The following is an 18,922-nucleotide window of genomic DNA, read 5'->3' on the forward strand; positions in this document are numbered from 1 at the left end:
TTTTCAAGCGTTGATAGTTTGCCCTGACTACGAATAAGACGTTGGCACAGGATACTGATCCAGCAGTGCCCACCGGCCTAGATCGCGTATTTTATAATCCACCGGATCATGGAGTGTATGGGTACGTGCATTGCGCCAAAAACGATCCAGCCCCAAAGGCCGCGCAGTCGCCCTTGCACCTGCAATATCAAACAACCGGCTGCTAGCATCCAACGCCGCTTGGTGCGCCACGACTTTCGCCTCTGCAGTGGCAATTGCAGCCTCACCCCGGTTTTCAGCACTAATAGCGGTACGTTTCACAAAGTGGCGCTGGGCTATATCGCCTGCTATATCGGCCAATACTTGAGCACTACGCAGCTTTACCCACAACTCACCAAAGTGGCGCTGAAGGTATGGGTCATCTTCCGCTTGAGCTGCTTCAGAGGCTAACCAGGGTCGCCCCTGCTCAAGCGTAAAGCGCTTTGCTTCCTCAAAGGCCCCTTCGGCAATGCCGACGTATAGATTGACTAACACTAACTGGGCTAAACAGGCGCGAAACTGAGCCGACGGGGACCACGCAAAACCAGGCGGTAGCAGCACTTCGCTCTCGAAAACCTCCACCTGCTCAAAACTCACGGTACCGCTATCGGTTTGCCGTTGACCGATAGCGTCCCAGTCATCATGTACGGTAATGCCAGGACGATGAGTGGGCACCGCCGCAATCACCAGGGTTTGGGTCGGCTCATGCCACGCCGAGACGGTCAAATAGTCTGACCCTCTTGCCCCTGAGCAGAACCCCTTCTTGCCTTGCAGGATAAAGCCACCATTACCACGCTCGGTAGCGACGGTGCGCTTATCCAACGGATTAAGGGTATTGCCCCAGAAAAGATGTTCTTGAGCGGTGGCGGTTAACAGTCGCTGCTGCTGATGTTGATTGCCGTAAAGTAATACCGACCCCACTTGCAGGTGGTGGAAAGCGAATACATGGGCAAGCGCTGAATCCACCCTGGCTAAGCGTCTGACTACTTGATAAACAAGTGACCATGGCTGCCCCTGACCGCCATATTCAGTGGGTACAGCCAATGTCAGCAAACCGCTGTCACGAATCAGCTCGCGCTCAAAAGAGGCATGCCCACCCAGGCGATCCCGCTCAACGGCACTTTCGGCTAGGCGCGCTGCCAACTGATCAGCAATGGTCAGCCAATGCTGCTGATCATTGCTCGACAGAGCGTCTCGCGAGGGATCCACCGCTCTCAATCGTTCAGACTGATCTGGGTAGGCATTTGCAATGCTCATGCGGCCACTCTCCTCAATGCATTAATGCCAAAACCAGAAAAAAGAACCATCAAACGGTAAAACGCAGGCCCAGGCACATTGAGGCTCAACCACGTTTAGCGGGTATGGATACGGTGTATTATTCATCGCTAGGCCGCCATACCACAGAAGGGATATCCAGCTCGCGTGGAATCAGCTCCAGTTCAAAGAAGGTATCGGCAATATCCTGTTGCTGGGCAATCACTTCATCAGAAAGATACTGAGCACCGTAGCTTGCACGATTCGCGGCCACATATACCACATCCTGCTCAAGGCCGATGGAAGGCGCTAAAAGCTCTGCCACTTCGCGCAGGTTATCCGCCGCCCATACGTCCAGCGTCTGCAGCTCTTCAACAATATCCTCAACCACATGCGGGTACTGTTCCGCTAAAGGCCCTGCGGCAATATAGAACTCATGATTACTCACTAGATCCGTGCCATCTGTTAGGATTCGTGCGCCCAGCGCATCTTCGGCCGCCGCCAAGTAGGGTTCCCAGATAACCCAGGCATCGACGCTGCCGCGCTCAAATGCAGCGCGTGCATCCGAAGGGGGTAGGTAGGCTGGCCTAATATCATGAATGGATAAACCGGCATCCTGTAGCGCGCGCACCAATAAATAGTGAACGTTCGAGCCGCGGTTTAGCGCAACGCGCTTGCCTTCCAGCTCGGCAACGCTTTGGATGGGCGAATCTTCTTGCACAAGAATCGCTTCTGCTTGAGGCGCTGGGGGCTGGTGGGCCACATACACAAGATCCGCCCCGGCAGCTTGGGCAAAGACCGGCGGTGTTTCACCTACCGTGCCAAAATCAATGCTGCCTACATTAAGGGCTTCCAGCATTTGCGGGCCAGCAGGAAACTCCGTCCAGGTGACATTAATATTACGATCAGCAAATCGCTCTTCCAGCGCTTGGCGCTCTTTAAGCAGTACCAAGGTGCCGTATTTCTGGTAGCCAATCCGCAGCGTTTCAGGGTCGTCTGCTGCTAACAACGAGTGCGGCAACAAAGCCAACACTCCAGATAGTACAGCGGCAGATAAGGCTGTTCGTTTAATCATAGTTAATCCCACTGAAAATTAAGCGTAGGCAACAGAGCGCTGGTAGGCACTCGCTGATGCGGAACTCTGACTGGGGAGCGTTTCAATCAGCTCTTCAATAGAGCGACTGATGCGAGCGCTTGCCTCTTCCCCTACCTGATAGCGCTTTTCACTATCAAGGGTGAGCTGTTTCGCGTTGACGTAGACACCGCCCAATACATTGCTGGCCCCTAACGCAGACAACACCGGCTTTAACGCGTAATCGATCACCAGTAGATGGCTGTCAGAGCCGCCGTTGGCAAGCGGCAACACTACTTTGCCTTTCAGCCCACGCTCAGGTATTAAATCCAGCAGCAGTTTAAGTGCCCCTGAAAAGGAGGCCTGGTAAACGGGCGTTGCCAACACCACCGCATCGGCCTTGGCAATCGCCTCCCGGTATCGAACAATTTGAGGCGCGTTAAAATCGGCGAAAAACACTTCATTACCGTCAAATTCATTGACGTTGAATACGTCTGTTTCGATTCCCTGTTCCTGTAGCTCCTTATTGATAAAGTCGATTAACGCTGAGGTACGTGACAAGCTTCCAGGGCTTCCTGCAATTAATACAACACTCATAACAAACTCCTTAAGCACAAAATAGTTAAGATGTCAGGGGTAGAAAAACTGATTTACGAGGCTGAGGCTTGACGGGATTGCGTCGCACGCGCGTCAAACGCACCCCCAGTAAATACGCCCTCTTCTGTCACCGCCTGTTTGCCAGGCAGCAAAGGGAAAACGAGTTCAGCGAAGCGGATCGCCTCTTCAAGGTGCGGATACCCCGAAAGCACAAACGTATCTACGCCTAAATCCGCGTACTCCTGCAAACGCTGGGCCACGGTTTCCGGGTCCCCCACCAGCGCCGTTCCGGCACCGCCCCTTACCAGCCCGACACCCGCCCAAAGATCAGGGCTAATCTCAAGCTTGTCGCGTCTTCCACCGTGCAGTTCCGCCATACGCCGCTGCCCCACAGAGTCCATGCGCGAAAAATTCTCCTGGGCTTTTTGGATGGTTTCGTCATCCAGGTTGGCAATCAACTTGTCTGCCGCTTGCCAGGCCTCTTCGCGGGTTTCTCTGACAATCACATGGAGGCGCACGCCAACTTTCACTTCGCGCCCGTACTTGGCCGCTTCTGCGCGCACATTGGCAATCTTTTCAGCAACAGCGGCAGGCGGTTCACCCCAGGTGAGGTAGGCATCAACATGCTTAGCGGCTAATTGATGGGCAGCAGGGGAAGAGCCGCCAAAGTAAAGCGGCGGGTAAGGCTTCTGGACAGGATTAAAGAAATTCTTGGCACCCTCAATCTGAAAGTGCTTGCCCTGATGATCAACACTTTCACCTTCCAGCAGCCGTTTCCAAACCGTTAGAAATTCATCAGCCACTTCGTAGCGTTCGTCATGGGTCAAGTGAACACCTTCGGCAGCCAACTCAGCGGCATCGCCGCCCGGCACAACATTAAGCAACAGCCTGCCTTTTAGCGCCTGATCCAGCGTTGCCGCCTGGCGAGCGGATGCGGTGGGGCCTGAAATAGAGGTACGCAACGCTACCAATAATTTAATTCGCTGAGTGACGGGCACTAAACTTGCAGCCACCACCCAAGGGTCTAAGCAACTGGCGCCGGTGGGAATGAGCAAGCCATCATAACCATGATGCTCTGCGGCAACCGCTATTTGCTGCAAGTAAGCGTTACTGGGTGGCCGCCCACTACCTTTTCCCAAATAGCGCGTATCGCCAGACGTAGGCAAAAACCAGAAAACATCTAAACTCATCGCGTCATCATCCTGTCAATAACCTGTAGCCAGGTTGCAAAGGGCATTAAGCACTGATTACCGACAGCATAAAGACATGGATAAGACCCAAACAAATCACTTTATGAGATATCTATTTCAGCATGAGGCAAGCAAACCTAATGCTATAAACCTGATGACTACTTCTGTTTAAATTATTTAGCTTACCTGCCCACTCAAGTTATATTTTTTAGTTATATTTATCCGGATGAACAACGAGATGCCGAGTCTGAAAACCCCGTTCTCCTCGTTACCTAATGCGCGATGTTGTGAGTCACACACGCACTCAAACCTTAGCAACATGACCCAGTTGAGACACTGGGCAGGCACCACTCCTCTTTCGACGGCATTATGGCAGCCTAACCATGGTCAATGGCGACGCTGGCGATGGATCGACCTACTACGGGAAGCAGAAAACCTCGCCGCCAATATGCGTCATCATGGCTTAGCGACCAACGCTCATATCGGCTTTTGCGGTACGCTCAACGCTGATTTTCTCTTTGGGATGTTGGCGGCTTATATTAGCCATTGCAGGCCGGTGTTGATTGACAGCGAGTTATTAAACGAGCCGGCAAACTTCTTAGCAGCTTGCCATCAGCAACAGCTCTTATATGTCGTTACTACGCGCCCCGTTTCACCTTTCAACACGCCTCGACCTAACGTTACCAGCAGTTGCTTGTTGTCTAGAAAAAACACCTTTGAGGCGTTTAGCCAGCTACCGCTCGCTTTAGCCAGTCCAACTATCTGTCACAAAGCACCAAGCCGTGTAGCACTATGCCTAGCACCACGCGGCTTCTGGGCTGAAGAAGGCACCGAGCGCCCTAATAGCGTAGAACACACCCTGAGTCACTGGCTCACCTCAGGCGAGGCACTCGTGCTACCTGAAAACAGACATACGGCGATTAAAGATCGCCAGGCCGCCTTGATAACGAGCATCATCGGCTCCCCTAGCCTGCGACAGAATATCTATTCACAGAATCAGCAATACTTCACCTCGCTTCCACCTAAACAGCAAGCGCTCTACCGCTGGAGTAGCCAACAGGATGCACCCGCTCTCACTAACGCCGCCAAGAAAGTTATCAGTCGCTTGATGGGCTGGAACTACTTACAGCATTTGGAAAGACAGCTCACCTCACCCTACTAGTAAAAAACAAAAGCATTACGCATAAAAAAACCGCCTAACTGGCATCAGCCATTTAAGCGGTTAAAAGGTACACTCCACTGGGACACTACACACTTCAACCTTACTTTACCGCTAGAGTTTTTAAAAATCTTTATTGCGTATATCTATTTTAATAATCATCTTAAAATCCTACTAAATTACTCACTAGCAACCACAACAAGATTCACCGAGCGTATCATTAAAAATGATTTACTAATCATTATTTATAAAGTTTTCATAACTATTTTTAAACGTTGGCCCAGTCATTTATGGTCTGCCATTACTGACCACTATTGAGTAGACCATTATGCGAACCCCCTCTTTCACTGCCACCCTCTCTTTTGCCCAATCCAAAAAATATTGGCTGGCCAGCCTGCTAGTTCCCTTAGCCGCTGCCTCACAGGTGAATGCTGACGATGTCAGGATTGGCGTTGTCTCAAATGGGCTGATTGTCGATTCAGTCTATGTCGCGGCTGACCTTGCTAAAAAGCAAGGTATCAATGTTGAGGTCACGGAGTTTAGCGACTGGGTGCTTCCTAATACCGCCGTGCTAAACAAAGATATCGATATCAACTACTTTCAGCATGAGCCTTTTCTGACCAATGCCGAGGAGGAGCGTGGCTTCGATTTAACCCCACTCGCCTATGGGGTTGAGGGCTTGATGGGTATTTACTCAAAGGACTTTGATAAAGCAGAAGACATCCCTGCAGGCAGTACCATTGCAGTGGCCGATGACCCTGTCAACCAAGGCCGGGGGTTAATACTGTTAGAGCAAGCTGGTTTAATCACCTTGCCCGAAGGCATCGGCTACCATGCCAGCCTGTACGATATTGAAGACAACCCGTTGGATCTCTCTTTTGTAGAGCTGCCGGGGCCACAGCTACCCCGCGCGTTTGAAGATGTGGCCGCTATTCTTAGCTACCCACATTACATCAAATCTTCCGGCGTGACGGATCCTGCAGATGCACTGCTATTCCATATTGACGACACGCACACTTTCGCACTGCGTTTCGTTGTGCATCCTGATAATGAAGATGCTCCCGCTATTCATCAATTCATTTCAATCTACCACCAGGCACCTGAAGTAAAGGCCTCTCTTGAAGAAGCCTTCGGTGATAGCTCGCTATATCAATTGGCATGGGAAGACTTTCCTCCCCTGGAGCTGAGTGAATGAATATTGCCGTTGCCCCCTATCGTAAGGCAGCCCCTTCGGGGGCTGCTGATAGCCAAAAAACATCCCCCACTAACCCTCTGCACCTGCGACTTGAAGGTGTCGGTAAAACCTATGTATCTGGTCAGCGACGAGTAGAGGCGCTTAAAGATATAAATTTGGATATCTTCCAAGGAGAGATCTTCGGCATTATCGGGAGGAGTGGTGCGGGTAAATCGAGCCTGATACGTACGCTGAATCGCCTTGAAGATGTCACTACCGGAAAAGTGTTGATTAATGGCGCCGATATCCAGTCACTGGATACAAACGGCCTCGTTAAACTACGCCGCCGAATTGGGATGATTTTTCAACACTTTAATTTACTCTCATCAGCGACCGTATTTGAGAATCTAGCACTTCCGCTGAAAGCCGCGGGTATTCGAGATAAGCAGCGCATCCGGCAACGGGCACAAGAGCTTCTGCGCCTAGTAGGGCTCGAGGGAAAAGAAGATGTTTACCCCTCTCGCCTTTCAGGCGGACAAAAACAGCGCGTTGGCATTGCCCGTGCGCTGATGCTAGACCCAGAAATTCTGCTATGCGACGAAGCGACCTCGGCACTCGACCCTGAAACGACGCAATCCATTTTGAGCCTGATCAAAGAGATCAATAAAACGCTAAAATTGACCGTCGTGCTGATTACTCACGAGATGTCAGTGATTAGTCAAATATGTGACCGTGTGGCGGTACTTGAGGACGGCGCGTTGGCTGAACTGGGGCCTGTTTGGCGAGTGTTTGGGCGCCCTGAACACGAAGCTACCCAGGCGTTACTGGCGCCATTAAAACCTAAAATAGCCGACGACATTGCTCAGGCGATATCTGCCACACCCGCGGATAACACTTCCAGAGCGATTGTTAAGTTTTTTTTCGATGGAACCGCAGCCACCTACCTGCCCCTGGGAATACTCAGCCAGCGCTTAGGTGGTGATCTCAGACTACTGCAGAGTGGCATTGGCCGGCTTCAAGGTCACCCACAAGGCGAGCTACTTGTCAGCCTGCCCTACCAGCAACACGAGCTAACACAACGCCTCGAAACTATTAATGACCTTGTCTCAACCGTGGAGGTACTCGGCTATGCTGTCCCAACGAATGCTTGATGCACTTTGGCAAGCCTTTCTCGATACGCTTTATATGGTGGGTGTATCAGCGGCGATTGTCTGGTTTGTGGGTATCCCGCTAGCGATCATTTTGGTGACCACCGCCAAGGGGCAAATTTTTGAAGCGCCGCTGGTTAATAGAGTGCTAGGCAGCATTGTCAACGGATTCCGCGCAACACCCTTTATCATTTTACTGGTCGCGCTGATCCCGCTTACCCGCTTGATTACTGGTACAACTATTGGCGTTTGGGCAGCCGTTGTGCCTATTACTGTCAGCGCGACGCCCTTCTTTGCGCGCATCGCCGAGGTGAGTTTGCGAGAAGTCAGCTCAGGGGTGATTGAGGCTGCCCAGGCGATGGGTTGCCAAAAGCGCCATATCATATTCAACGTTCTTCTGCCTGAGGCCTTACCAGGGATTATCGGCGGCTTCACCATCACGCTTGTGGCCATGATCTCTGCCTCTGCCATGGCAGGTGCCATTGGTGCAGGCGGGTTAGGCGACCTAGCGATTCGTTACGGCTACCAGCGTTACGACACCACCGTGATGCTTGCCGTTATTGCCATTCTTATCGCTATTGTTGCCATCATCCAGTATGCCGGGGATCGCTATGTTTACCTTTTAAAGAATAGGTAAGCCAATGTTTCTAAATCTTAATTGTAGCCCCCAATCTATTTAGAAAATGGTTTTGGGGAAAGAGCATGGCTTCACCATGGCGCTAGAGCAGGATCTTCAGCGTAGTACTAACGAGGAAACATGATGACAAACAAGCGTCGCGGTGCAACCGCTAGCGCCTCACGTAAACAGCCCACGTTACCTGTTATTGATTTGCGTGATTTCACTTGTATGGATCGACGCCAGGACTTTCTAGCCAATTTGCGTCATGCGGCCCGCGATGTTGGCTTTTTCTATCTTGTTGGTCATGGGGTTGATGACACTCTTATTCAACAAATATGGCAGGTATCCAGGCGCTTCTTCGCGCTACCACAAGCAGAAAAAAATGCCATCAGCATGGCCAACTCGCCGCACTTTCGTGGCTATACCCAACTAGGCCATGAATTGACCCGGGGGGTGCCCGACCGCCGAGAGCAAATTGATATAGGTGCTGAGTTACCCGCCCTTGAAATTTCCCCCGATGCCCCTGCATGGCGACGATTACAAGGGCCCAATCAATGGCCTTCAAGGCTGCCGGAGTTACGTGAAGTAACGCTTGAATGGTCTGCAACGCTGCGCAGTGTGGCCATACAACTGCTGCGCGCATTTTCGGTCGCCCTTGAGCAGCCTGAAGAAGCGCTGGACGGGCTTATCGATAAAGCCCCAGCGCAACTTCTTAAGCTTATTCGCTACCCCGGAAGCCACCAGGCACATGAGCGCCAGGGCGTAGGCCCTCATAAAGATGCGGGCATTCTCACTCTGTTGTTACAAGATGAGCATCCAGGGTTGCAGGTGAAGCGAAATGGCGAGTGGCTCGATGCCCCCCCGATGCCAGGAGCCTTGGTCGTCAATATCGGTGAGATACTGGAACTCGCCACCAATGGCTACTTGCGCGCCACGCTACATAGAGTGTTGGTACCCGATGCGGGGGTCACTCGCTACTCCATTGGCTATTTTCTGTCCCCTAGCCTGGAAGGCAGTGTGCCGCTTTTACCGCTACCCGAGCACTTGGCCAAAGATGCACTAGGCCCGGAAAGCGACCCCGACAACCCGCTCTTTCGTGACATCGGCGCTAACGCTCTAAAGGGCCGGTTACGATCACATCCTGATGTTGCTGAACGCTTTTATCCTGACCTCTCATCTCATTCTGTTTCTTAAGGAACCCGTATGAACACTCAATACCATCATTATATTACCCATTCTTTGGGCGGCCTGGTTATGGGGGCGCTCTCGATGACACTCCAAGCGAACGAACGGGCAGAAACACTGACTATCATGGCCTCTTCATTGCCTCACGCGGACATCCTCGAATTCGCTGATGATCAACTGCTTAACAACCTCTCTCTCGAGATTATCGAGATTACCGGCCAAATGAACCCAAACGGATTTTTAGCCGGTGGTGATATCGATGCCAACTTTTTTCAGCACGTGCCTTACCTGGAAACAGATAGTACGAATTTTTCACAGCCACTGACGGTGATTGCTACCGTACATATCGAACCGTTAGGCATTTACTCAAGCCGGCATGACACCTTGGAAGCATTGCCCAAGGGCGCCCGTATCGCCGTACCGGATAACCCAACCAACTTAAGTCGTGCCCTCTTTTTATTAGAAGATGCCGAATTAATTTCATTGGCACCAGGCGTTAGCCGAGCGGAGCTAACACAAGCAACGGAGCTAGATATTGCCGAAAACCCATATGAGCTTGAGATAGTGCCCATCGATGCGCCGCTATTAATGCGTGCATTAGCAGATGTCGATGCGGCGATCGTCAACGGCAATTGGGTGTTAGAAGCAGGTTATACGCCTGATGAAGATGCGCTGGTATTGGAGACAGCTCTCGACAATCCCTACGCCAATATACTGGTAACTCGTCAAGACATTGCCCACGATGAGCGCCTTGTATCACTTGCTAACGCATTGGAGTCAGAGCAGGTAGCAGATTTTATTCGCGAGCATTATGACGGTGCTGTACTTCCTGTTCACTAAGAAGTGAACGCGGTATGTGGCTCATCCTGTTGGTATCAGAATGAGCCACGCCACCATTATTTGCGGTACTGAACACGCCATCCCAGGTAAAGCCCCGCCATACAAAAGACGGCAAAGACCCAGCCTGACAGCGCTGACGCCATAATGCCGGAAAGTAACGTACCGACCGTACAGCCGAGGGCGACCATTGCTCCCCACCCCATCAGCACCCCGCCAGCAAATGTCCGCGTGAGCTCTTTAAAAGAGGGCTTTTTGAAGACTGCATCGCCAGCTGAAAGTGCCGAGGCAACCGCACCTAAGGTCACACCGATAACAAATAAGCCGTTATTACTCCAGAGCGTTTCCTTAATAACAGTGGCGCACCCCCTGAAGGTATCCAAGCCTTCAAGCCGAGCCGGTAGCCAGCCAAAAGCATCTGCTCCTGTTCGCGCTAAGCTGCCAATTTCCGCCGTAACACCAAAGGGGCCCACCCTAAGGTAAGCCAGTGCGGCTAAAGCACCAATGAGAAGTCCGCCTGCCCAGGTTGGCCAACGCTTACGCCACCACAAAGTTGTATTCGATGCAGGCATTATTTGATGGCGCCACGCCAATACCAACGCCACGGCAGCCAGCACGACCAGCTGTAACCACAATGCCCCTTCATAACCTAAATAGTGAGGCAGCCAAATAACCGGCGCGCTTTGTATCGCTTGAAGATAAAGCGTATTCCAACTGGCAAAGCCAAGCGCAAACCCAACGATGACACCCAGCAATCCAATGGGTGCGGTTGCCATGCCTTCCCCCAACCGATAAAACAAAGCACTGACACAGGAGCGAGCTAATGACATGCCGATGCCAAAGGTAAACGCCCCCACCACCAACACCCAGCTAATAGGGCCAATATGTGCCCCAGGGGGTAAACGATCAGCACGAGGCATTGGCAGAAACGCACCAAAGATAAAATGGTAACCCACTAAGCCGACCGCCAACGCAGCCACAATGCCGAGCAGCCCAGCCGCATCACGCCGTTCAAAAAAATCCCTTGATACGCAATAAAAGCAAAACCGTGAACGCTGTAGTAACGCCCCAAACGACACCCCAAGCCAAAGTGACATTTCAAGATGACCGCTATCGCTAGGCGCGATTACCCATTTGGCAAAGAGAACAACCCCTGCCACTACCAGTAAAGGAAATAGCCACTGCCGAGCGGGCGGAGAGCTGATCCTACCTACCCTATCGCTCTGAAAATTCGACATAAAGTCCCTATTAATCATCTCTACTTGCCAATAAAAAGTGTTCATCCATAAAAAAGGCAGTGCAAACGCACTGCCTGAACTCCAAGGAAGAGGAACACTAAAACGCTACAGCTTACTGACCACCCCATACAGTGCCTGACAAGTTAGCTACAGGGACGCCAACGGCATTACCATACTCGGTCCATGAACCATCATAGTTGCGCACGTCGTATCCCAGCAGTTTGCTCAAGGCAAACCAGGTGTGGCTGGAACGCTCACCAATACGGCAGTAGGTAATGATAGGTTTATCACCGTTGATGCCAACATCTGCATAGACTTGGCGCAACTCCTCAACGGATTTGAAAGTACCATCTTCTGCCACTGCATTGCCCCAAGGTACATTGACAGCGCCGGGCACATGGCCAGCACGAACCGCCAGTTCCTGCACACCCGGCGGCGCGAAAATTTTACCCGTATATTCATCCGCTGAACGAATATCAACAACGTCTACATCCACTTCATTTTTCGCCGCCGCTAACACATCAGGTAAAAAGGCGCGCAGCTCTGAATTGACACTCGCAATGGTAATGTCACCTGCGTCAGGCGTCGGTGCGATAGGCGTTAACGTGCGGCCTTCGGCTTCCCATTTATTACGACCGCCATCCAGTAGCTTAACGTTGGCGACATCATAAATATCAAATACCCAAGCCCCCCATGCCGAGAACCAGTTATTGGTATCCCCATAAAGAACAATGGTGTCACCTTCAGACACGCCTGCATCCCGAAGTAAGGACTGGAAGTTCTCCTGGCTAACGATGTCACGGTTAACCGTATCCACTAAGTCCGTATGCCAGCTAACATTGACAGCGCCGGGTATGTGGCCCCGCTCGTACACACCTGGATTTACGCTGACTTCAAAAACCACCAAGTCTTCACTTTCGAGATTATTTTCGAGCCACTCGGTGCTGACCAAAAACTCGCTATCAGCAGCACTGGCAGCCGACACAGCCAAGCATGTGCTAATAAACGATGCGCCAATATAGTGTTGAATTTTCATTACCGTCCCCTTTTGTTTAACCTACTATGAGATAGTAGTGAAGACTCGCCAAGCTAAATAAATATTTTTAAGCGATATAGTTTTCTGAATTAAAGATTTAAAAACTAAAGCTACCGAATAAAAAAGGTAGAGAGGAATTTATCTAATTGTTACTGTTTCAGAGATACTAAACTCACTCAACTGCTCACCACTCACCAACGTCGGCTCCAACTGCGTCATAATTCCCAAGTCGCCAGGTCGATCAAGTTTTGGCCACCACACTTTTAAGCCTGCGAGTCTCGCATCCTTGCTCCACTCCGTTAAGCGGGGGAAGTGTTCGCGGCTTTTGCGCGCCAGCGGCAATGCATCCGGCGGTGGTGTTACCCAGCGTATACCGTTCTGCTTCAAGCGCTGCCACTCCTTCGAAGTAGTACCCAACGGCACAGCTTGCGCCAATAGCGGATAGCCTCGTTGATGAAAGCTATGCGCAGCGGCCTGAGCATGCTCCTCTTCCAGTACCACTGAGCCATCTAGCCGCAAGACCACTTGGCTAGGATGCAGGCCCAATTGGGTTAACAAGCTTTCAAATACACTGCCATGAGATACCTCGACGGCCTGGATATGACGCCAGTGCACATCGACAATTAGCGGTTTGGTGCTAGCCCCATTCAGAGCCAAATGATTGAGGGCATGCAGAACCCGTAGAAAACGGTCTAAAAAAACCACATCTTCCTGGTTCCACGATAAAAAATAGAGCCAGTCTGATGGGTGCGGTACGTCGTGTTGGTCACGAATTTCTACCCCTGCTTCCCAAGCGGCAATATCTAACCGCTCCAATGAGAAGATAGGCTGCTGTGATGGATACAACGTCAAATTGTAAAGCTGCCCCCATATCCGCCCATCCTCCCAATGGAATGCCGCATGGTGTTGCAAACTGGCGTTGGGATTAAAGATATAAAGGTGTTCGTTAAGATAGTTGGTAACTTGCGTTAATGGCATGACGTTATCCTCCCGATGGGGATTTAAAAAAGCGCGAAAGTGTTAACGAGCCGATGGACAATCGACATTTAGCCATTAATTTCAACTGATTTTTCATCCTTGTCCTCTCTCATTGTGTTTTTGCTTCAAGTCCTTGCTGCCTGCTTTGAGCGCTTAAAACTTACGAATGACAGGGTTCAATGTTAACTACCTGGATGCTCATGCGCTTCTTCAAAGAAGTAGTCTTGCCATGACTCGGCTTGATGCTCTAGAACGCCCAAGTTATGCAGCTCTTCTGCGTAAATAAAGGTTCTTTCTGGAAACGCCGTAAACGTGATTTCAGGGTCATTAACGATGCTGCGCACTAGCTTGGGGTCTAGTCGCGACTGCTGAACATTGATAAACGTCTCAGCCGCAGCATCTTTATCACTATTGATGATTTCTGCGGCCTCTAACAGAGCATCATAAAAAGCGCGATAGGTTTTCGGGTTCTCCTCTCGATAGGCCTCGGTAGTGTAAAGCACATTAAAAGTCGCCGGGCCGCCAAGAATATCGTAGGAACTGATGACCGATCTTACGTTAGGATTTTCAAGCGCTTGATGCAGGAATGGCGGGCTTGAAAAGTGCGCACTAATCTCTGAGTGCCCTGAGATGAGGGCCGCGGTGGCCTCTGAATGAGGCAAGCTGATAGAGATTTGGTCAAAGCGCTGGAAATCTTCAGCACCGAAACGGCGTGCTGCTTCGATTTGTAGCGTTCGTGACTGGAACCCAACACCTGCTGCAGGCACGGCAATCCTGTCCTGATCCGTAAAATCCTCTAAATCCTGCACATCTGGATTATTGGTTAACAAGTGGTTGGGAAGCGATCCCAAGGCTGCTATTGCCTTCACATTTTGTCGCCCCTGGGTACGATCCCAAACAGTTAACATCGGCGGCACGCCAGCAGACACAACGTCTAAACTGCCTGACAAAAGCGCTTCGTTCATGGCGGTGGCACCCGAAATGGTGCGCCATTCAACGTCAATATCAATCCCTTGCTCGCGCCCATGCTTTTCAATTAGCGCCTGCTCTTGAATAACATCCAAGAGCAAATAGCCGATACCAAATTGCTGAGCGATACTGATTTCGCCACGCTCTTCTGCATGGGCGCTAGCGCCTCCCACCAGGGTGATGATGCCCAATGCGCCATAACGTAACGCTTTCTTAGCCCATAACGTTTTCATAGGTTGTCCTTGAGTAGAGGTCGTAATTAACGTCATCAGCGCACCATCCCCCAGCGCTTCACCGTTAGGCGCTCAACGCTGTCAAAAATTATGTTTTCCACCAGCAGGCCAATCACAATGACGACGACCAAGCCTGCAAAAACGTTATCGGTGTAAAGCTCGTTACGGTTCTGGAAGATGTACCAGCCAAGCCCGCCTTTGCCTGAAGAAGCACCAAACACCAGCTCGGCGGCGATCAGGGTGCGCCAGGCAAACGCCCAGCCAATTTTTAACCCTGCCAGCAGCGCGGGAAGCGCTGCAGGAATCAGAATGAAGGCCACATAGCGCAGCCCCTTGAGCCCGTAGTTACGCCCTGCCATACGCAGCGTTTCTGAAACGCCCTGAAAGCCTGCGTGAATATTGATCGCCATGGCCCACAGCACCGAGTGCACCAATACAAAGATCAAGCTGGCCTCGCCCAGGCCGAACCACAGCAGCGCCAGCGGCAACAGGGCAATGGCAGGCAGCGGGCTGAACATGGACGTTAACGTAGTGAGCAAGTCTCGCCCAATACGCGTTGAGACCGCCAAGGTCGTTAACGCCAAGGCGAGAAACGCACCTAAGGCAAAACCTTTTAGCAGCACGCTCAGCGATGCACTTACCCGTGCCAATAGAACGCCTGACGCCAGCCCATGCCACAGTGCACTCGAGGTCTCCATAGCACTGGGCAACATCAGTGGATTGTTCTGTACCCTGGCAACCACCTCCCAGGCGACTACCAACAGCACCAGAATGACGCTTTTACGCACTACGCTTTGATCCCACAGCCGCTGGCCAACACTGCGAGCGACTTTTAGCTCGCGCACATCAACGGGCGGTAGATCAAAGAAGCGATCAACCCGTGGATCAACGGGGCCACGCAGGTCATGTACGCTCATGTGAATCTCCTGACGTAGTAGTGAAACCTGCAGTGGGAATAGCGCTCTGTTTATCCAGCACGTCAACGTGAAACGATTGGCTATCCGGGTATTTGATGCCTGCGCCGGTATTCAGCGCCACTACACGCTCATGAGTGCCGATTTCGCCGAGGGTGCTTAACTCCCGTGCAGCAGCGAGAACAGCGGCACCCTCTGGGCAAACAAAGGTACCCTCTAACTGAGCCGCCCGGGTTTGCTCCCAGCGAATCGCCGTTTCACTTACGGCAATGGCGCGACCACCGGTGGCATATAGAGCGTCTAACACCAGAAAATCCCCTAGTGCTTTGGGTACGTTGATACCAAACGCATGGGTATGACTGCGCTCCCAGAATTCCGATACCCGAGCGCCCTCTTGCCACGCCTTCACAATGGGCGCGCAACCATTGGCTTGCACGGCAATTAGCCGCGGCAGCTTGCCGGTGACCCATCCCAGCGTCTGTAGCTCCTGCAAGGCTTTGTAAATACCGATCAGCCCCACGCCTCCGCCGGTGGGGTAAAGAATCACATCCGGCAACTGCCAGCCGAGCTGCTCGGCTAACTCCAGCCCCATGGTCTTTTTGCCCTCAATGCGATACGGCTCTTTCAGGGTGGAAGCATCGTAGTGGCCGGTGGCTTTTACCCACTCGCCAATCTGCTTACCTGAATCACTAATCACCCCATCGACCAGCGTTAGGCTGGCACCTGCAGCCGCGCACTCTTGACGAGTAATAAAGGGGGCATCTACCGGCATACTAATCGTGGCTTTAATGCCTGCCCGGGCGGCATATAACGACCACGCGGCACCGGCATTACCATTGGTTGGCATGGCTAAGTGGGTAACACCCAACTCTTTAGCGCGAGATATACCCACCGCCGCGCCCCGCGCTTTAAATGACCCCGTGGGCAGCAGCCCTTCGTCTTTCATGACCAAGTGATCCAAGCGCATATCGGCACCCAGCACAGGCAACTCGATCAGCGGTGTGACCACTTCACCTAGGCTGACGACGGCGTCTGGCGACGTCACGGGCAGCAGCTCGTGGTAACGCCACAGGCTCCAGGGGCGCGAGGCAAGATCCGCCTTCAACCATGACGCTTTGAGCGCCTCCAAGTCATAACGCACCAGCAGCGGCGAGCCACACTGGCACAGCTGTTGAACGTGTTGATGGGCATATTCAGCAGCACAGCGCGGGCAGTAAAGCCCTTCAACATAGCTATAACGTTGGCCTGCTAAGGGAGTGACTTTTTCATCTACACGCGGGCTGACGAACGCACTCATGGGGCCACCTCGTTTTCAAATAGCAGCCGATGAATGGTTTGGGTGCGCGCTTTGGTCGCTTCACTGCCCAAGCTGTGCAGGCTATCGTCAGCGCAGCCTAGCTCAGCGCGTACCCGGCCTGGATGGGGTGAAAGCAGCAGTACCCGGTTACCTATTACCTGGGCTTCTTCAATAGAGTGGGTGACAAACAGCAGCGTAAAGCCTTCTTGCTCCCACAACGCCAGCAACTCTTCCTGCATTTTGCGCCGGGTGAGCGCATCGAGTGCGGCAAAGGGTTCATCCATCAGCAATACCCGTGGCCGCATGGCCAGCGCACGGGCGATGGCCACACGCTGCTTCATGCCACCGGAAAGCGTATGTGGATAGGCATCCGCAAAACGCCCCAGCCCAACCTTTTCTAGCGTTTCTAACGCACGCACCTCTGCCGCTTTGCGCCCCAAGGTGCGCGAAGCCACCAGCGGGAACATGACGTTCTGCTTGACGGTTTTCCAGGGGGGCAGTTGATCAAACTCTTGAAACACCACGATGCGGTCGGGCCCTGGGCCATGAATGGTGTTGCCATCCAGACGAATGCCGCCTTCTGCGGGGGTTAAAAACCCGGCGATGGCTTTGAGCAGCGTGGACTTGCCACAACCGGATGGCCCCAGTAGTACAAACCGATCCCCTTCCTGCACGTTAAAGCTCACTTGCTGGGTCGCTTTCACGACATGTTGGCGAGTCCGGTATTCAAGGGTAACGTTGTCTACTGCCAGCCTGGGAGTTGCTGCTGCGGATGACGTATTTGTCGGTGAATAAGCCTCGCGATCCAGCGAGGCCTCACCCAGCACATGGCGATTACGAAGGGCTAGTGACATTAGCTTCCCTCCCAGGCATGGATATCTTCAAAGAAGTAGTCCTGCCATGAAGTGGGCTCATTCTGAATAGCGCCAACGTCAAACAGAAACTCTACCAACGGGAAAGTGTTGTTCGGCACCAGAGAGAAGCTTACTTGTTCGTCAGTAATAATCGACTCCAAGAAATCGATATCTAACTGCGTGCCTGTCACTCGTTTGTAGATATTAGCGGCTTCCCGCGGGTCTTCTTCTATTACCGCTCTGGCCTCATCCAGTGCATCCAGGAACGCAGCATAGATGTCAGGGTTTTTATTGCGAAAATCTTCGGTGGCGTAAAGCACCGTCGGAGATACAGGGCCGCCTAGAATTTCGTAGGAGTCGGTAATTTTGTGAATGCCCTCTTGCTGCAAGGCCTGGTATTGAAAAGGGATGGATGAAAAGTGTGTATTAATCTCGGTGCCGCCGCTGATGAGCGCCGCCGTGGCATCTGGGTGAGGCAGTGCAACGGTATTGCCCTCTAACCGATCAAACTGATCCTGCCCAAAAGTATCGGCGACCGCCTTTTGCAAGAAACGTGACTGAACAGATACACCGACTGCAGGCACGGCAATACGGTCATTGTCATCAATATCTTCTAACGTCTGAATATCGGGGTTATTGGTGATCAAAAAATTAGGGAACTCGCCTAGGGAAGCGATGCCTTTCACATTCAAGTTGCCATGAGTGCGATCCCACACCGTTAACAGCGGCCCCACCCCAGCCCCGGCAATATCGATACTGTTAGAGAGCAGCGCATCATTCACGGCCGCCCCGCCTGAAAGCTGCAACCACTCCACATCGATATCCACACCGCGCTCGGCACCGTGCTTTTCAATCAGGCCCTGGTCACGGGCAACGTGGAGCAGTAGATAGGTGATGCCAAACTGTTCGGCGATACGCAATTGTTCTGCCGCTTGAGCGGGGCTTGCACTTGCCAGCGACACCGCCAACAGCGTGGCTAAACCAGAGGCAGTAACAGATTTACTAATGAGAGTTCGAGACATAACGGTGCTCCTGAGCATTAAATGTCAGGCCACCTTATGGCGCTCCGATATTACTCAGAAGTGAGTTTTCGAGAAGTCTTTATCAGCGAATAACTGAAATACTTATTCACTTTATGCTGACATCTAAA

General features: G+C 52.1%; 18 protein-coding genes and 1 pseudogene. 7 read left to right on the plus strand and 12 right to left on the minus strand.

Going from position 1 to position 18,922, the window contains the following annotated elements; translation table 11 throughout:
• Window positions 1-27: 27 nt before the first annotated feature.
• The 4 genes from CR46_RS0116415 to ssuD form a co-directional block, all read right to left on the minus strand.
• On the minus strand, window positions 28-1,275 hold the full coding sequence (locus CR46_RS0116415; protein WP_030074482.1) for an acyl-CoA dehydrogenase family protein: 1,248 nt from the start codon (window positions 1,273-1,275) through the stop codon (window positions 28-30).
• A gap of 118 nt (window positions 1,276-1,393) precedes the next feature.
• Window positions 1,394-2,347, minus strand: a complete 954-nt coding sequence (locus tag CR46_RS0116420) for a sulfonate ABC transporter substrate-binding protein (RefSeq protein ID WP_030074484.1) — start codon at window positions 2,345-2,347, stop codon at window positions 1,394-1,396.
• An 18-nt stretch (window positions 2,348-2,365) separates the two neighbouring features.
• Entirely contained in the window at window positions 2,366-2,941 is a 576-nt protein-coding gene (gene ssuE / locus CR46_RS0116425; protein ID WP_030074485.1) for an NADPH-dependent FMN reductase, read from the minus strand.
• A gap of 53 nt (window positions 2,942-2,994) precedes the next feature.
• On the minus strand, window positions 2,995-4,131 hold the full coding sequence (gene ssuD, locus CR46_RS0116430) for an FMNH2-dependent alkanesulfonate monooxygenase (RefSeq protein WP_030074486.1): 1,137 nt from the start codon (window positions 4,129-4,131) through the stop codon (window positions 2,995-2,997).
• A gap of 319 nt (window positions 4,132-4,450) precedes the next feature.
• On the opposite strand from ssuD, the gene CR46_RS0116435 reads away from it, so the two are divergent.
• From CR46_RS0116435 to CR46_RS0116460, 7 genes and pseudogenes are all read left to right on the plus strand, one after another.
• Window positions 4,451-5,293: an AMP-binding protein gene (locus tag CR46_RS0116435; RefSeq protein WP_030074488.1), complete on the plus strand. Its 843-nt coding sequence runs from the start codon at window positions 4,451-4,453 to the stop codon at window positions 5,291-5,293.
• A gap of 325 nt (window positions 5,294-5,618) precedes the next feature.
• Entirely contained in the window at window positions 5,619-6,485 is an 867-nt protein-coding gene (locus CR46_RS0116440) for a MetQ/NlpA family ABC transporter substrate-binding protein (protein WP_030074489.1), read from the plus strand.
• Window positions 6,482-7,015, plus strand: a pseudogene (locus tag CR46_RS18700) (ATP-binding cassette domain-containing protein); the annotation flags it as partial. The gene CR46_RS0116440 and the pseudogene CR46_RS18700, both read left to right, overlap by 4 nt.
• 153 nt (window positions 7,016-7,168) lie before the next feature.
• Window positions 7,169-7,615: an NIL domain-containing protein gene (locus tag CR46_RS18705; protein ID WP_420038470.1), complete on the plus strand. Its 447-nt coding sequence runs from the start codon at window positions 7,169-7,171 to the stop codon at window positions 7,613-7,615.
• Window positions 7,593-8,249, plus strand: coding sequence for a methionine ABC transporter permease (locus tag CR46_RS0116450; RefSeq protein ID WP_035536934.1), 657 nt, complete (start codon window positions 7,593-7,595; stop codon window positions 8,247-8,249). The genes CR46_RS18705 and CR46_RS0116450 overlap by 23 nt, the downstream gene beginning before the upstream one ends.
• Before the next feature lie 120 nt (window positions 8,250-8,369).
• On the plus strand, window positions 8,370-9,425 hold the full coding sequence (locus tag CR46_RS0116455; RefSeq protein WP_198023741.1) for an isopenicillin N synthase family dioxygenase: 1,056 nt from the start codon (window positions 8,370-8,372) through the stop codon (window positions 9,423-9,425).
• Window positions 9,426-9,434: 9 nt separating this feature from the next.
• Window positions 9,435-10,256, plus strand: coding sequence for a MetQ/NlpA family ABC transporter substrate-binding protein (locus CR46_RS0116460; protein WP_051690202.1), 822 nt, complete (start codon window positions 9,435-9,437; stop codon window positions 10,254-10,256).
• Window positions 10,257-10,312: 56 nt separating this feature from the next.
• Here the strand turns inward: CR46_RS0116460 and CR46_RS0116465 are convergent, their stop codons facing one another.
• From CR46_RS0116465 to CR46_RS0116500, 8 genes are all read right to left on the minus strand, one after another.
• Window positions 10,313-11,491: a YeeE/YedE family protein gene (locus CR46_RS0116465; RefSeq protein ID WP_030074499.1), complete on the minus strand. Its 1,179-nt coding sequence runs from the start codon at window positions 11,489-11,491 to the stop codon at window positions 10,313-10,315.
• A gap of 112 nt (window positions 11,492-11,603) precedes the next feature.
• A complete protein-coding gene (locus CR46_RS0116470; protein ID WP_030074501.1) occupies window positions 11,604-12,527 on the minus strand; it encodes a sulfurtransferase in 924 nt (307 codons plus the stop codon).
• A 138-nt stretch (window positions 12,528-12,665) separates the two neighbouring features.
• Window positions 12,666-13,505 (minus strand): MoaD/ThiS family protein, encoded by an 840-nt coding sequence (locus CR46_RS0116475; RefSeq protein ID WP_030074503.1) that lies wholly within the window; start codon window positions 13,503-13,505, stop codon window positions 12,666-12,668.
• Window positions 13,506-13,687: 182 nt separating this feature from the next.
• Window positions 13,688-14,707 carry an ABC transporter substrate-binding protein gene (locus CR46_RS0116480; RefSeq protein WP_035536957.1) on the minus strand — a complete coding sequence of 340 codons (1,020 nt, stop codon included), beginning with the start codon at window positions 14,705-14,707 and terminating at the stop codon, window positions 13,688-13,690.
• Between the two features lie 35 nt (window positions 14,708-14,742).
• A complete protein-coding gene (locus CR46_RS0116485) occupies window positions 14,743-15,624 on the minus strand; it encodes an ABC transporter permease (RefSeq protein ID WP_030074508.1) in 882 nt (293 codons plus the stop codon).
• Complete coding sequence (locus CR46_RS0116490) at window positions 15,611-16,918, minus strand: threonine synthase (protein ID WP_051690203.1); 1,308 nt, start codon at window positions 16,916-16,918, stop codon at window positions 15,611-15,613. Before CR46_RS0116490 ends, CR46_RS0116485 begins: the two co-directional genes overlap by 14 nt.
• Window positions 16,915-17,772: an ABC transporter ATP-binding protein gene (locus CR46_RS0116495; RefSeq protein ID WP_084180527.1), complete on the minus strand. Its 858-nt coding sequence runs from the start codon at window positions 17,770-17,772 to the stop codon at window positions 16,915-16,917. The genes CR46_RS0116490 and CR46_RS0116495 overlap by 4 nt, the downstream gene beginning before the upstream one ends.
• Complete coding sequence (locus tag CR46_RS0116500) at window positions 17,772-18,794, minus strand: ABC transporter substrate-binding protein (protein WP_030074514.1); 1,023 nt, start codon at window positions 18,792-18,794, stop codon at window positions 17,772-17,774. The genes CR46_RS0116495 and CR46_RS0116500 overlap by 1 nt, the downstream gene beginning before the upstream one ends.
• Between the last annotated feature and the right edge of the window lie 128 nt (window positions 18,795-18,922).

This window comes from Vreelandella neptunia (assembly GCF_000712975.1).
GTDB lineage: Bacteria > Pseudomonadota > Gammaproteobacteria > Pseudomonadales > Halomonadaceae > Vreelandella > Vreelandella qaidamensis.

Excerpts from the sequence above, each read along its gene's own strand:
- CR46_RS0116470 (WP_030074501.1), bottom strand. The coding sequence starts at position 12,527 with ATGAAAATTCAACACTATATTGGCGCATCGTTTATTAGCACATGCTTG.
- CR46_RS0116495 (WP_084180527.1), bottom strand. The coding sequence starts at position 17,772 with ATGTCACTAGCCCTTCGTAATCGCCATGTGCTGGGTGAGGCCTCGCTG.
- CR46_RS0116450 (WP_035536934.1), top strand. The coding sequence starts at position 7,593 with ATGCTGTCCCAACGAATGCTTGATGCACTTTGGCAAGCCTTTCTCGAT.
- ssuE (WP_030074485.1), bottom strand. The coding sequence starts at position 2,941 with ATGAGTGTTGTATTAATTGCAGGAAGCCCTGGAAGCTTGTCACGTACC.
- CR46_RS0116475 (WP_030074503.1), bottom strand. The coding sequence starts at position 13,505 with ATGCCATTAACGCAAGTTACCAACTATCTTAACGAACACCTTTATATC.
- CR46_RS0116415 (WP_030074482.1), bottom strand. The coding sequence starts at position 1,275 with ATGAGCATTGCAAATGCCTACCCAGATCAGTCTGAACGATTGAGAGCG.
- CR46_RS0116460 (WP_051690202.1), top strand. The coding sequence starts at position 9,435 with ATGAACACTCAATACCATCATTATATTACCCATTCTTTGGGCGGCCTG.
- CR46_RS0116465 (WP_030074499.1), bottom strand. The coding sequence starts at position 11,491 with ATGTCGAATTTTCAGAGCGATAGGGTAGGTAGGATCAGCTCTCCGCCC.
- CR46_RS18705 (WP_420038470.1), top strand. The coding sequence starts at position 7,169 with ATGTCAGTGATTAGTCAAATATGTGACCGTGTGGCGGTACTTGAGGAC.
- CR46_RS0116440 (WP_030074489.1), top strand. The coding sequence starts at position 5,619 with ATGCGAACCCCCTCTTTCACTGCCACCCTCTCTTTTGCCCAATCCAAA.
- CR46_RS0116435 (WP_030074488.1), top strand. The coding sequence starts at position 4,451 with ATGACCCAGTTGAGACACTGGGCAGGCACCACTCCTCTTTCGACGGCA.
- CR46_RS0116490 (WP_051690203.1), bottom strand. The coding sequence starts at position 16,918 with ATGAGTGCGTTCGTCAGCCCGCGTGTAGATGAAAAAGTCACTCCCTTA.
- CR46_RS0116485 (WP_030074508.1), bottom strand. The coding sequence starts at position 15,624 with ATGAGCGTACATGACCTGCGTGGCCCCGTTGATCCACGGGTTGATCGC.
- CR46_RS0116455 (WP_198023741.1), top strand. The coding sequence starts at position 8,370 with ATGATGACAAACAAGCGTCGCGGTGCAACCGCTAGCGCCTCACGTAAA.
- CR46_RS0116480 (WP_035536957.1), bottom strand. The coding sequence starts at position 14,707 with ATGAAAACGTTATGGGCTAAGAAAGCGTTACGTTATGGCGCATTGGGC.
- ssuD (WP_030074486.1), bottom strand. The coding sequence starts at position 4,131 with ATGAGTTTAGATGTTTTCTGGTTTTTGCCTACGTCTGGCGATACGCGC.
- CR46_RS0116500 (WP_030074514.1), bottom strand. The coding sequence starts at position 18,794 with ATGTCTCGAACTCTCATTAGTAAATCTGTTACTGCCTCTGGTTTAGCC.
- CR46_RS0116420 (WP_030074484.1), bottom strand. The coding sequence starts at position 2,347 with ATGATTAAACGAACAGCCTTATCTGCCGCTGTACTATCTGGAGTGTTG.